The sequence below is a fragment of the Pseudomonas sp. GW531-T4 genome (assembly GCF_017349615.1).
In the GTDB taxonomy this organism is placed as follows: Bacteria; Pseudomonadota; Gammaproteobacteria; order Pseudomonadales; family Pseudomonadaceae; genus Aquipseudomonas; species Aquipseudomonas chlororaphis_I.
On record NZ_JACMZT010000001.1, the window covers coordinates 274,109 to 286,420 of the forward strand.

The 12,312-nt window shown below is 65.0% G+C and carries 16 protein-coding genes; 6 read left to right on the top strand and 10 right to left on the bottom strand.

The window, feature by feature from the left end:
• Nucleotides 1-20: 20 nt before the first annotated feature.
• The 9 genes from J4D28_RS01305 to nrdR form a co-directional block, all read right to left on the bottom strand.
• On the bottom strand, nucleotides 21-779 hold the full coding sequence (locus J4D28_RS01305; RefSeq protein WP_028683463.1) for an ABC transporter substrate-binding protein: 759 nt from the start codon (nucleotides 777-779) through the stop codon (nucleotides 21-23).
• A 10-nt stretch (nucleotides 780-789) separates the two neighbouring features.
• Entirely contained in the window at nucleotides 790-1,293 is a 504-nt protein-coding gene (locus tag J4D28_RS01310) for a phosphatidylglycerophosphatase A (protein ID WP_009045821.1), read from the bottom strand.
• The gene (gene thiL, locus J4D28_RS01315) at nucleotides 1,290-2,255 is read right to left on the bottom strand and encodes a thiamine-phosphate kinase (protein WP_009051089.1); all 966 of its coding nucleotides are present in this window, start codon (nucleotides 2,253-2,255) and stop codon (nucleotides 1,290-1,292) included. Before thiL ends, J4D28_RS01310 begins: the two co-directional genes overlap by 4 nt.
• An 18-nt stretch (nucleotides 2,256-2,273) precedes the next feature.
• The gene (nusB, locus tag J4D28_RS01320; RefSeq protein WP_009051090.1) at nucleotides 2,274-2,774 is read right to left on the bottom strand and encodes a transcription antitermination factor NusB; all 501 of its coding nucleotides are present in this window, start codon (nucleotides 2,772-2,774) and stop codon (nucleotides 2,274-2,276) included.
• Nucleotides 2,771-3,247 (bottom strand): 6,7-dimethyl-8-ribityllumazine synthase, encoded by a 477-nt coding sequence (gene ribE / locus J4D28_RS01325; protein WP_007924117.1) that lies wholly within the window; start codon nucleotides 3,245-3,247, stop codon nucleotides 2,771-2,773. The genes nusB and ribE overlap by 4 nt, the downstream gene beginning before the upstream one ends.
• Nucleotides 3,248-3,338: 91 nt before the next feature.
• The gene (gene ribBA, locus J4D28_RS01330) at nucleotides 3,339-4,430 is read right to left on the bottom strand and encodes a bifunctional 3,4-dihydroxy-2-butanone-4-phosphate synthase/GTP cyclohydrolase II (protein ID WP_016702666.1); all 1,092 of its coding nucleotides are present in this window, start codon (nucleotides 4,428-4,430) and stop codon (nucleotides 3,339-3,341) included.
• 31 nt (nucleotides 4,431-4,461) lie between these two features.
• Entirely contained in the window at nucleotides 4,462-5,124 is a 663-nt protein-coding gene (locus J4D28_RS01335; protein WP_009051091.1) for a riboflavin synthase, read from the bottom strand.
• A gap of 46 nt (nucleotides 5,125-5,170) precedes the next feature.
• Nucleotides 5,171-6,304, bottom strand: a complete 1,134-nt coding sequence (gene ribD, locus J4D28_RS01340) for a bifunctional diaminohydroxyphosphoribosylaminopyrimidine deaminase/5-amino-6-(5-phosphoribosylamino)uracil reductase RibD (RefSeq protein WP_009051092.1) — start codon at nucleotides 6,302-6,304, stop codon at nucleotides 5,171-5,173.
• On the bottom strand, nucleotides 6,301-6,765 hold the full coding sequence (gene nrdR, locus J4D28_RS01345; protein ID WP_007924133.1) for a transcriptional regulator NrdR: 465 nt from the start codon (nucleotides 6,763-6,765) through the stop codon (nucleotides 6,301-6,303). Before nrdR ends, ribD begins: the two co-directional genes overlap by 4 nt.
• A gap of 129 nt (nucleotides 6,766-6,894) precedes the next feature.
• Here nrdR and J4D28_RS01350 point away from each other — a divergent pair, with 129 nt between their 5' ends.
• The 3 genes from J4D28_RS01350 to trxA all read left to right on the top strand — a co-directional run bounded on the left by J4D28_RS01350 (nucleotide 6,895) and on the right by trxA (nucleotide 9,056).
• Entirely contained in the window at nucleotides 6,895-7,353 is a 459-nt protein-coding gene (locus J4D28_RS01350) for a hypothetical protein (protein WP_009051093.1), read from the top strand.
• A complete protein-coding gene (locus J4D28_RS01355; protein ID WP_028683461.1) occupies nucleotides 7,350-8,006 on the top strand; it encodes a methyltransferase in 657 nt (218 codons plus the stop codon). Before J4D28_RS01350 ends, J4D28_RS01355 begins: the two co-directional genes overlap by 4 nt.
• A 177-nt stretch (nucleotides 8,007-8,183) precedes the next feature.
• Nucleotides 8,184-9,056 (top strand): thioredoxin, encoded by an 873-nt coding sequence (gene trxA / locus J4D28_RS01360; protein WP_028683460.1) that lies wholly within the window; start codon nucleotides 8,184-8,186, stop codon nucleotides 9,054-9,056.
• Nucleotides 9,057-9,106: 50 nt separating this feature from the next.
• Here trxA and J4D28_RS01365 read toward each other — a convergent pair whose 3' ends face one another.
• Entirely contained in the window at nucleotides 9,107-9,460 is a 354-nt protein-coding gene (locus J4D28_RS01365; protein ID WP_016702661.1) for a hypothetical protein, read from the bottom strand.
• A 134-nt stretch (nucleotides 9,461-9,594) separates the two neighbouring features.
• Here J4D28_RS01365 and J4D28_RS01370 point away from each other — a divergent pair, with 134 nt between their 5' ends.
• The 3 genes from J4D28_RS01370 (at nucleotide 9,595) to J4D28_RS01380 (ending at nucleotide 12,307) form a co-directional block, all read left to right on the top strand.
• Nucleotides 9,595-10,191: a DUF2796 domain-containing protein gene (locus J4D28_RS01370; protein WP_016702660.1), complete on the top strand. Its 597-nt coding sequence runs from the start codon at nucleotides 9,595-9,597 to the stop codon at nucleotides 10,189-10,191.
• Between the two features lie 138 nt (nucleotides 10,192-10,329).
• A complete protein-coding gene (locus tag J4D28_RS01375; protein ID WP_009051098.1) occupies nucleotides 10,330-11,040 on the top strand; it encodes an ABC transporter ATP-binding protein in 711 nt (236 codons plus the stop codon).
• Between the two features lies 1 nt (nucleotide 11,041).
• On the top strand, nucleotides 11,042-12,307 hold the full coding sequence (locus J4D28_RS01380; protein WP_038635565.1) for an ABC transporter permease: 1,266 nt from the start codon (nucleotides 11,042-11,044) through the stop codon (nucleotides 12,305-12,307).
• The last annotated feature ends 5 nt before the right edge of the window (nucleotides 12,308-12,312 follow it).

Genomic DNA, 12,312 nt, shown 5'->3' on the forward strand with positions numbered 1-12,312 from the left:
ATAAAGATCGAGAAGTTAGATCAACGGTCTTCAGGCGGACGCCCGGTATCGAACGGATAGGGCTGCTGCCAGCGCTGGAAAATCGGACGCAAACGGCCGTTTTTCACCAACTCGTCCATCCGCCGATCGAACAGCGCGCGCAGCACCCGGCCCCGTTCATTGTCGGCAAAGCCCAGGAACAGCGGCAGTTCGGCCAGATGGGTGCGCCTGAACTGCGCGCGGTCCTCGGCCTGGGACAGGACAAAATCGACCTCGGTCAGGGCATCGATATAGAAGTCGGCGCGACCTTGCTGGAGCATCGGCAAGATACCGACCCGCCGGCGGATTTCATTGAAACGCTGAATATTGGGCAAGTAGTCCTGGTAGCGGTAGCCGCGCACCCAGACCAGGCGGTAGTTGCCGAGCGTGGCCAGGGTCGGCGGCGAACTCGTCGCCAGGCCCAGGCTGTAGATATGGTCGGTGTCGTAGTTCCAGCGCGGATACAGGGCGCCATCGGTTTCGTCCCGATAGGAGCCGACCAGGGCATCGACTTCACGCCGCTGCACCAACCCGACCGAGCGGGTGTAGGGCACACTGCGCATGTCGAGCTTCACGCCCTGGGTCTCGAAGACTTCGCGCAGGATATCCCAGGCCATGCCCTGGCCATCGGCCTGGGTGTAGTTGTCCCACTCCTCGCTGGCCACCCGGATTTCCCCAGGCAGCGCCGCCGGCTCTGCGGCCCGGACCAGGCCGGCGGTCAAGACACAGAGCGTTACCAGCAGAGCGCGAGCGACCGGCATGGCTGATTCCTCAGGCAAAGCACCACACCAGCCCCTGCATCGCCAACCAGGCGAAGACACCGGCCAGCACGTCGTCGAGCATGATCCCGATACCGCCGTGCACATGCCGGTCGATCCAGCGAATCGGCCAGGGCTTGAGAATGTCGAAGAAGCGGAACATCAGGAAGCCCGCCAGCAACCACTGCCAGCCTTCCGGCACCAGCCACAGGGTGATCCACATGCCGACCATTTCGTCCCAGACGATGCCTTCATGGTCATGCACCCGCAGGTCGTCGGCCACCTTGCCGCACAGCCAGAAGCCGAACAGCATGGTGATGCCGAGCATCAGCCAGTAGCCCCAGTCCGGCAGCATCTGCCACAGCGGAATGAACGGTAGCGCCACCAGCGAGCCCCAGGTCCCCGGGGCCTTGGGCAAGGTGCCCGAACCGAAGCCGAAGGCCAGGAAATGCCAGGGATTACGCCAGACGGAGGGCGGCACGAACTCTGCCGGAACCTGTTTGGGATGATCTGTCACGGTGTCTCCCGAAAATGTTGATAGCCCCGAGTGCTCGGGGTGATGTCCCGCCCCTCGGCATCCAGCAGCACCACGCCCTGCCCGGCCACGACCCGGCCCAGCACATGCACCGGCCAGCCGGCGGCGAGCAGCGGCGCCAGCTCGGCTTCGGGCAAGGTGAAGACCAGCACGTAGTCGTCGCCGCCGCTGAGGGCCGCCGAGCGGGCCTCATTCTCACCGAGAAAGCTCAACAACGCCCGGGACATCGGCAGTTTTTCACTTTCGATCAGCAAGCCGACAGCCGAAGCCGCAGCAATGTGCCCGCAGTCGGCCAGCAGGCCATCGGAGATATCCAGGGCCGCGCTGGCCTTGCCACGCAGCGCCTGGCCCAGGGCCAGTTGCGGTTGCGGCGACCAGTAGTGGGCCAGCAAGGGCTCGGCGATATCCGGATCGGCGCTGCGCTGTCCGAGCACCAGGGGCAAGGCCCCAGCGCCATTGCCCAGTTCGCCACCCACACACAGCAGATCGCCCGGACGGGCACCGCTGCGGGTCAGGGCCTGGCCGGCGGGTACGCGACCGAACACAGTCATGGTCAGGGTCAACGGGCCGCGCGTGGTGTCGCCGCCTACCAGGCGCACACCACAGCTCTGCGCCATGGCGCTCAGGCCATTGGCATAGGCTTGCAGCCAATCGGCTTCGACCGTCGGCAGGGTCAGGGCAAGGGTGAAGGCGACGGGCGCGGCGCCCATGGCCGCCAGGTCGCTGACCGCCACTGCCAGCGAGCGCTGGCCGAGCAGGAAAGGGTCGCAGGGGTCTGCGAAATGCACACCGGCCACCAGGGTGTCGGTGGAAATCGCCAACTGTTCGCCGGGGGGAACAGCCAGCAAGGCGCAGTCGTCGCCAATCCCCAGTGCAACGCCCTCGCCGCCCTGCGCACAAGGCGCGGCAGCGAAGAAGTTACGGATCAGCTCAAACTCGCCCATGGCAGCTGCAAGCGCGGATCAGCGCTTGAATGCCTTCACTTCAGCTTCACGCAGACGCGGGGCCAGCTTGTCGAGTACGCCGTTGACGAACTTGTGGCCGTCGGTGGAACCGAAGACCTTGGCCAGTTCGATACCTTCGTTGATCACAACGCGGTACGGCACGTCGACGCGCTTGAGCAGTTCCCAGGTGGACAGGCGCAGGACCGCCAGTTCGACCGGGTCCAGCTCTTCGATGGTGAGGTCCAGGCAAGGGGCGAGAGCGTTGTCGATCTCGTTCTTGTTGGCCGGAACGCCGTGCAGGATCTCACGGAAGTAGGCACCGTCGATGTCGGTGAAATCGTTGTCGACCCGGAACTGCGCTTCGATCTCGTTCAGCGAGTGCTTGGCCATGTGCCATTGGTACAGCGCCTGGGTCGCGAGCTGACGGGCTTCGCGACGCTTGGCGCTCTTGGATGGCTTGCCAGCGTCCGCAGGTTTCGGATCGCGCGGGTTGAAACGATCGCTTTCGTCGCTAATCACTTGGCCTCCAACTGCGCCAGCAGGCTGACCATTTCCAGAGCGGACAAGGCAGCTTCAGCACCTTTGTTGCCGGCCTTGGTGCCGGAACGTTCGATGGCTTGCTCGATCGAGTCGACGGTCAGCACGCCGAAGGCGACCGGTACGCCGAACTCCATGGACACCTGGGCCAGGCCCTTGGTGCATTCGCCCGCCACGTATTCGAAGTGCGGAGTGCCGCCACGAATGACCGCGCCCAGGGCGATGATCGCCGCGAACTCGCCCTTCTGCGCGACTTTCTGCGCAACCAGCGGAATCTCGAAGGCGCCAGGGGCACGGATCACGGTGATGTCGCTTTCGCTCACGCCGTGACGGACCAGGGCGTCAACGGCGCCGCTGACCAGGCTTTCGACGACGAAGCTGTTGAAACGGCCGACCACCAGGGCATAGCGGCCTTTGGGGGCGATGAAGGTACCTTCGATGGTCTTCAGGGTCATTCGACAAATCTCTTAAAGAGCCGGAGCGCGTTCACTACGCGCTCACTAGTGATATTTGAACCGCGAATTTCAAGCCCGCAACAACCGGCTTTTATTCGGAGGGCACGTATTCTACAACTTCCAGGTCGAAACCGGATATCGCATTAAATTTCATCGGCGCACTCATCAGGCGCATTTTACGTACGCCCAGGTCGCGCAGGATCTGCGAACCGGCACCGACGATGCTGTAGGTGGTCGGTTTTTTCGCAGGCGCGTGCTCGGCCGTTTCGCGGATATGCGCCAGCAGCACGTCGCCGTCCAGCGGGTGGCCCAGCAACAGCACCACGCCGCTGCCGGCCTCGGCCACCGTGGCCATCGCGGCCCGCAGGCTCCAGCGGCCAGGCTGCTTGACCATCAGCAGGTCGCGCAGCGGGTCCATGTTGTGCACGCGAACCAGGGTCGGCTCTTCCGCGCAGATGTTGCCCAGGGTCAGCGCCATGTGCACGTCGCCTTCCACCGAATCACGGTAGGTCACCAGGTTGAACTGGCCCAACTCGCTGTCCAGCGGCTGCTCGGCAATCCGCTGAACGGTACGTTCGTGGATCATCCGGTAGTGAATCAGGTCGGCGATGGTGCCGATCTTGATGTTGTGTTCGGCGGCGAAGGCTTCCAGCTCGGCGCGACGGGACATGGTGCCGTCGTCGTTCATCACTTCGCAGATCACCCCGCTCGGCTCGAAACCGGCCATGCGCGCCAGGTCGCAGGCGGCTTCGGTGTGGCCGGCGCGGGCCAGGGTGCCACCCGGCTGGGCCATCAACGGGAAGATATGGCCCGGGCTGACGATGTCTTCGGCCTTGGCGTCCTTGGCGGCAGCCGCCTGCACCGTGCGCGCACGGTCGGCGGCGGAGATGCCGGTGGTCACGCCGGTGGTGGCCTCGATGGACACGGTGAACTTGGTGCCGAACCCGGAACCGTTGCGCGGCGCCATCAAGGGCAGCTTGAGCAGCTCGCAACGCTCGCGGCTCATCGGCATGCAGATCAGGCCGCGGGCGTGCTTGGCCATGAAGTTGATGTGCTCGGCCTTGCAGCACTCGGCGGCCATGATCAGGTCGCCTTCGTTCTCGCGGTCTTCGTCATCCATGAGGATGACCATCTTGCCTTGGCGGATGTCTTCAACCAGTTCTTCGATGCTGTTGAGCGCCACGCGGCACCCCCCTTCTTTCAAAATTTGAGGTTCAGGATTTGAGGTAGCCGTTAGCGGCCAGAAAACTTTCGGTAATGCCGCCGCTCGAAGGCTCCGCGGCCTTGTCGCCCAGCAGCAGGCGCTCCAGGTAACGCGCCAGCAGGTCGACCTCGAGGTTGACCTGACGGCCCGGCCGGTAGTCGGCCATGATGGTTTCGGCCAGCGTGTGCGGGACGATGGTCAGCTCGAACTCGGCGCCATTGACCGCGTTGACCGTCAGGCTGGTGCCGTCGACGGTGATCGAGCCTTTGTGGGCGATGTACTTGGCCAGGTCCTTGGGCGCGCGGATGCGGAACTGGATGGCGCGGGCATTTTCTTCCCGGGCCACCACCTCGCCGACACCGTCGACGTGGCCGCTGACCAGGTGACCGCCCAGGCGGGTGGTCGGAGTCAGGGCCTTTTCCAGGTTGACCCGGCTGCCGGCCTTCAATTGATGGAAAGCGGTGCAATCCAGGGTCTCGCGGCTGACGTCGGCCCAGAAGCCGTCGCCCGGCAGTTCCACCGCAGTCAGGCAGACGCCGTTCACCGCGATGCTGTCGCCCAGCTTCACGTCGCCCAGGTCGAGCTTGCCGGTTTCCACATACACCCGTACATCGCCGCCTTTGGGGCTCAATGCGCGGATGCTGCCGATGGATTCGATGATGCCTGTAAACATGGAGTCCTCCTCGAGAACAAGGTCGCCGCGTGGCGAAGGCCCGAAATTATACGCTCGCTGCTGGCAGAGGAATGGCAATGACTCGCCAGTCATCGCCTACGGCGCGCATTTCAATGATTTTCAGCTGCGGCGCCTCGCGCATCTGCGTCAGCGGCCAATCGAGCAGCGGTCGCGCCGAGGAACCAAGGAACTTGCCGGCGACAAAGATCTGGTACTCGTCCACCAAGCCTTGCTGGGCAAATGCCCCCGCCAGGCGCGAGCCGGCTTCCACCAGCACCTCGTTGACGCCGCGTGCGGCCAGCTCGCTCAGCAGCCGACGCAGGTCCACCTGGCCATCGACACCCGGCACGATCAGGCATTCCGGACCGTTGGCGTACTGTTCCTCCACCGCGGCGCAGGTAGCGACCAGCGCCGGCCCCGCCTTGAAGAAGGGCGCATCGAGCGGCACCCGCAGGCGGCCGTCGATCAATACGCGCAAGGGTGGACGGCTCATGGCCAGGGCGGTCTGTTCCGCGTCCAGCCCCAGTTCCTCGGCACGCACGGTCAGTCGGGCGTTGTCCGCCAGCACCGTGTCGGCACCGGTCAACACCACGCTGGCCTCGGCCCGCAGGCGCTGCACCGCGGAACGCGCGGCGGGGCCGGTGATCCACTGGCTTTCGCCGCTGGCCATGGCGGTGCGCCCGTCCAGGCTCATGGCCAGCTTGACCCGCACGAACGGCAGGCCGTGTTCCATGCGCTTGAGGAAACCCCGGTTGAGCGCCCGGGCTTCCTGCTCCATCACCCCACTGTGGGTGGCGATGCCGACCTGGGCCAGGCGCTGCAGGCCACGGCCGGCGACTTCCGGGTTGGGGTCCTGCATCGCCGCCACGACCCGCGCCACGCCGGCATCCACCAAGGCATCGGCGCACGGCGGCGTACGGCCGTGATGGCTGCAGGGCTCGAGGGTCACGTAAGCGGTGGCGCCACGGGCGTTGGCACCGGCGGCACGCAAGGCGTGGACTTCGGCATGGGGCTCGCCGGCCCGCACATGCCAGCCTTCGCCGACGACCTGGCCGTCGCGCACGATCACGCAACCGACCCGCGGATTGGGGTGAGTACTGAAGCGGCCTTTGGCGGCCAGCTCCAGGGCTCGCGCCATGTAGTGGGCGTCGAGTACCGCCTGTTCGCCGGAGATGTTCATTCTTTGCCCGGCTCGCGGGCGAGACGGTCGATCTCTTCGCGGAACTCGTTGAGATCCTGGAAGCGCCGGTAGACCGAGGCGAAGCGGATATAAGCCACTTCATCGAGCTTTTGCAGCTCGGCCATCACCAGTTCGCCAACGACCAGGGATTTGACCTCGCGCTCGCCGGTGGCGCGCAGCTTGTGCTTGATATGCACCAGCGCGGCTTCCAGGCGCTCGACGCTGACCGGGCGTTTTTCCAGGGCGCGCTGCATGCCAGCGCGGAGTTTTTCTTCGTCGAAGGGCTGACGGCTGCCGTCAGTCTTGATCAGGCGCGGCAACACCAGTTCGGCGGTTTCGAAAGTGGTGAAACGTTCACCGCAGGCCAGGCATTCACGCCGGCGGCGCACCTGTTCGCCTTCGGCGACCAGACGCGAGTCGATGACCTTGGTGTCGTTGGCACCGCAGAAGGGACAGTGCATGGTGGCAGGCAACAAAAAAAGGGAGGGCCATGGTAGCGCATCCCACTGGCAAGACAAGCCATAGCCTTTACGGTATACAGACCGACTATTATGTTTTGCACATGGAATTTCGCCTTGTTGGAGCTTCGCATGCCACTACGACCGCTCGTTCTGCTCAGCCTTTTCAGCCTGCTGGTGGCTTGCAGCAGCGACGCCCCGAAACCGGCCGCCTCCACCGTGCCGCCCCAGCAGAGTGTGAAAAAAGCCCGTGAATCCACCGACCTCGGCCCGCTGCCGGCCTACCAGCGTGAACTGAGCGGGACCCTACAGGGCGTACCGAGCGGTGCCGAAGTGGAACTGGCGCTGCTGGTGATCGACGAGCGCGGCCGGCCGCAACGTTTGCTGGCCAGCAGCAACCTGATCGGCAACAACAAGATCCTGCCGTTTCGCCTGCGCTTCAACCCCGACGTCTTCCCGGTGGGCGCCCGCGTCGAACTGCGCGGCCGCGCCAGCCAGTCCGGCCAGTTGATCCTGCACCTGCCGGCGCGACTCATCACCCAGCCGACCACCCAGGCCGTGGGCCAGCTGCAATTTGTCAAAGCACCATGACCCCACCGCTCGACCTGCAACGTGCCCTGAGCGACCTGCTGGGCGATGCCCAGCTGGTGGCCTGCGAACTGCCGGACACCGAGCTGAAGCTGTGGTTGATCGATGCCGACAATATGAACCGCGCCTTCACCCCGGAAGAAACCCGGCGAATCCTCCACGAACCGCCGTACTGGAGTTTCTGCTGGGCCAGCGGCCTGGCCCTGGCGCGCTACCTGGCCGAGCGGCCGCAGTGGGTGCAAGGCAAGCGGGTACTGGATTTCGGCGCCGGCTCCGGCGTGGCCGGCATCGCGGCGCTGAAGGCCGGCGCGCTGGAAGTGGTGGCCTGCGATCTCGACCCGCTGGCCATTGCCGCCTGCCGGGCGAATGCCGCGCTCAATGGGGTTGAACTGGGTTACTCCACGGACTTCTTCGCGGAAGCCGACCGCTTCGACCTGATCCTGGTGGCCGACGTGCTCTATGACCGTGCCAACCTGCCGCTGCTGGATGAATTCCTCAGCCGCGGACGCCAGGCGCTGGTGGCGGACTCCCGGGTCAAGGACTTCCAGCATCCGCTGTACCGACGCCTGGAAATGCTCCACGCCCTGACCCTGCCGGATCTGGCCGAGCCCTGGGAGTTCCGCGAGGTGAGCCTGTATCACGCGCAGCGTGATTGATAGAGGACGGGCCACGTTGTGGCCTATCGCGGGCAAGCCTCGCTCCTACAAAAGAAACGCCGCCTGTAGGAACGAGGCTTGCCCGCGAAACAATCTAGCGGTCACCCCATGCCCCGCTTTCAGCCGCCCCCCGCCAAGCCTTATAGTGGTTCCATTCACGTTTTTTCGAGATCCCCCATGAGTCAGGACACGCCGTACATTTTCGACGCCAGCACCGCCGACTTCGACCAGTCGGTGATCGAGAACTCGTTCCACAAGCCGGTATTGGTGGATTTCTGGGCCGAATGGTGCGCGCCCTGCAAGGCGCTGATGCCGATGCTGCAACAGATCGCCGAGAGCTATCAGGGCGAGCTGCTGCTGGCCAAGGTCAACTGCGATATCGAGCAGGACATCGTCGCCCGCTTCGGCATTCGCAGCCTGCCGACCGTGGTGCTGTTCAAGGACGGCCAGCCGGTGGACGGCTTTGCCGGGGCGCAACCGGAATCCGCGGTGCGCACCATGCTCGAACCCCATGTGCAGATGCCGCCGCCCAAGGCCGCCGATCCGCTGGAACTGGCTGAAGCGCTGTTCGCCGAAGGCCGCATCGCCGAGGCCGAGGCCACGCTGAAAGTGCTGCTGGGCGAAGACAACAGCAACGCCAAAGCACTGATCCTCTACGCCCGCTGCCTGGCCGAACGCGGTGAACTGGGTGAAGCCCAGACCGTGCTCGACGCGGTCACCGGTGATGAGCACAAAGCCGCGCTGGCCGGGGCCAAGGCGCAGATCACCTTCCTCAAGCAGGCCGCCGACCTGCCGGACAGCGCCGACCTGAAAAGCCGCCTGGCGCAGAACCCGCAGGACGACGAGGCGGCGTATCAGCTGGCCATCCAGCAACTGGCGCGCCAGCAGTACGACGCGGCGCTGGATGCCCTGCTCAAGCTGTTCATTCGCAACCGCGGCTACAACGAAGGCCTGCCGCACAAGACCTTGCTGCAAGTGTTCGAACTGCTGGGCAACGATCACCCGCTGGTGACCACCTACCGCCGCAAGCTGTTTGCCGCGCTGTACTGATTCATAACTGGTAGCCGCGCCGGCTTATCGCAAGCCGGCTCAGCCCTCGCCTACTCGATCCAGCTGTAGAGCGGCGTATCGCCGCCGCTCACTACCTTGACCTGTGCGCTATGGCGCAGGCGCACCAGCAGGCGCTTGCCCGCCGCGGCGCTGCCGGTCAGGCCTTCCAATTGCTCCAGCAGGTCCGGGCCACTCAATTGCCCGGCCTTGCGCAGCAAGTCCCTGGCGATCTGCCACAGCGCATCGTCCTGGCTCGCCGGCTTGGCCACGGGCGCACCGCTTTCGGCTTTGGCCGCCTGCAACGGCGCCCCCAGCCGGGCACTCAGCTGATCCCAGTCGGCCTCGTCCAGTTCCAGGGTCAAATCCACCGGCCATTCGCCGATGCTTCCACGAATCCGCACCATCGCTCTGCTCCCGATCTTTTCTGACGAGCATGCTCCCATGCGTCTTGCGCAACGCCAAGCAGGCGGTCAAACTCTCGCCACTCTTGTTATAAGATTACATAACATTTTTTTCATGTTCGCTCCGGAGACTTGCCATGCGTCGTCTGCTGCTCGCCCTGCCGTTCGCCCTGTTGCCCCTGGCCATCGCTCACGCGGCCGAAAAACACGATCACGACCATGAGCACGGCAGCCTCGGCGCTCACGAGCATGGCGTGGCTCGCCTGAACGCCGCGCTGGACGGCCAGACCCTGGAGCTGGAGCTGGAAAGCCCGGCGATGAACCTGGTGGGTTTCGAACACGCGGCCAGCACCGACGCGGACAAGGCCAAGGTCGCCGCCGTGCGGGCCCAGCTGGAAAAACCGCTGGCGCTGTTCAGCCTGCCGCCCGCCGCCGGTTGCGTGGTGGCGCAACAGGAACTGGAAAGCCCGCTGTTCGGCGACAAGCCTGAGGATCACGACGAAGACCATGACGACGCGAAGGATGCCAACGGCCACGAGCATCACCACGAACACAGCGAGATCCATGCGCACTACCAGTTCACCTGTGCCACGCCGGGCGCGCTGAAGAGCCTGGACCTGGCCGGCGTGTTCAAGACCTTCCCCGCTACCCAGAAAATTCAGGTACAACTCATCTCGCCAAGTGGCCAGCAAGGCGTGGAAGCGACCTCCAAGGCCGCCAGCCTGAAGTTCTGACCGCGACTCCTGTAACCGCTGCCACAGGCTGCGATCGAGCCCGAAGGGGTCGTTGCTCTTGAGGCCCCCGGAAGGTTCTGCGGACCTTATCGCAGCCTTCGGCAGCGGCTACAAAACTCACACCATGATCGGCCCAACATGACCCAAGCACTTATCCAATTGTCCGACCTGGGCTTCAGCTGGCCCGGCCATCCGCAGTTGCTGGATATCCCGGCATTTCGCCTGGAAGCGGGTGAAACGCTGTTCCTCAAGGGCCCCAGCGGCAGCGGCAAGACCACCCTGCTCGGCCTGCTCGGCGGCGTGCAGAAACCCGATTGTGGCAGCATCCGCCTGCTGGGCCAGGAGCTGACCGAACTCTCGGCCGGCGCCCGCGACCGCTTCCGGGTCGATCACACCGGCTACATCTTCCAGCAGTTCAACCTGCTGCCGTTTCTCTCGGTGCGCGAGAACGTCGAGCTGCCCTGCCACTTCTCCAGATTGCGCGCCGGCCGCGCCGTGCAGCGCCATGGAAGTGTCGACCAGGCAGCGGCCACCCTGCTCGCCCACCTGGGGTTGAAAGACCCCGACCTGCTCGAACGCCGCGCCGACTCGCTGTCCATCGGCCAGCAACAACGGGTCGCCGCCGCCCGCGCACTGATCGGCCAGCCGGAACTGGTGATCGCCGACGAGCCGACCTCGGCGCTGGACTACGACGCCCGCGAAGCCTTTATCCGCCTGTTGTTCGCCGAATGCCGCGAGGCCGGGGCCAGCCTGTTGTTCGTCAGCCATGACCAGAGCCTGGCGCCGCTGTTCGATCGCAACCTGTCGCTGGCCGAACTCAATCGCGCCGCCACGCCCGCAGAGGTCTGAGATGTATCTGTTCCGTCTAGCCATGGCCAGCCTGGCTAACCGCCGCTTCACCGCGATCCTCACCGCCTTCGCCATCGCCCTGTCGGTCTGCCTGCTGCTGGCGGTCGAGCGGGTGCGCACCGAAGCCCGCGCCAGTTTCGCCAGCACCATCAGCGGCACCGACCTGATCGTCGGCGCCCGCTCCGGTTCGGTGAACCTGCTGCTGTATTCGGTGTTCCGCATCGGCAACGCCACCAACAACATTCGCTGGGACAGCTTCGAGCATTTCGCCAATAGCCCGAAAGTGAAATGGGCGATCCCGATTTCCCTCGGCGATTCCCATCGCGGCTACCGGGTAATGGGCACCACCGAGGCCTACTTCGAGCATTACCAGTACGGCCACCAGCAGAACCTGCAACTGGCCAGCGGCCGCGAGTTCGCCAGCGATCCGTTCGAAGTGGTGCTCGGCGCCGAAGTCGCCGAGGCCCTGCATTACAAGCTCGGCGACAAGCTGGTGCTGGCCCACGGCGTGGCGGCCATCAGCCTGGTCAAGCACGACGACAAACCCTTCACCGTGGTCGGCATCCTCAAGCGCACCGGCACCCCGGTGGACCGCACGCTGCACATCAGCCTCGGCGGCATGGAGGCGATCCACATCGACTGGCACAACGGCGTGCCGGCCCAGGGCAACGGCCGCATCAGCGCCGACCAGGCACGCAACATGGACCTGACGCCGCAAGCGATCACCGCCTTCATGCTCGGCCTGAACAGCAAGATCGCCACCTTCGCCGTGCAGCGCGAGATCAACGAATACCGCGGCGAACCGATGCTGGCGATCCTGCCCGGGGTCGCCCTGCAAGAGCTGTGGAGCCTGATGGGCACCGCGGAAAAAGCCTTGTTCGTGGTGTCGTTGTTCGTGGTACTGACCGGCCTGATCGGCATGCTCACGGCGATCCTCACCAGCCTCAACGAACGCCGCCGGGAGATGGCGATCCTGCGTTCGGTCGGCGCCCGCCCCTGGCATATCGCGACCTTGCTGGTGCTGGAAGCCTTCGCCCTGGCGCTGTTCGGCGTGCTCGCCGGGCTCGGCCTGCTGTACCTCGGCATCGCCCTGGCCCAGGGTTATGTGCAGTCGACCTACGGCCTGTACCTGCCGCTGGCCTGGCCGAGCGAGTATGAGTGGACGCTGCTCGGCGGTATCCTGATCGCCGCCCTGCTGATGGGCAGCGTGCCGGCCTGGCGCGCCTACCGACAATCGCTGGCCGATGGCCTGTCCATCCGTTTATGAGGTCT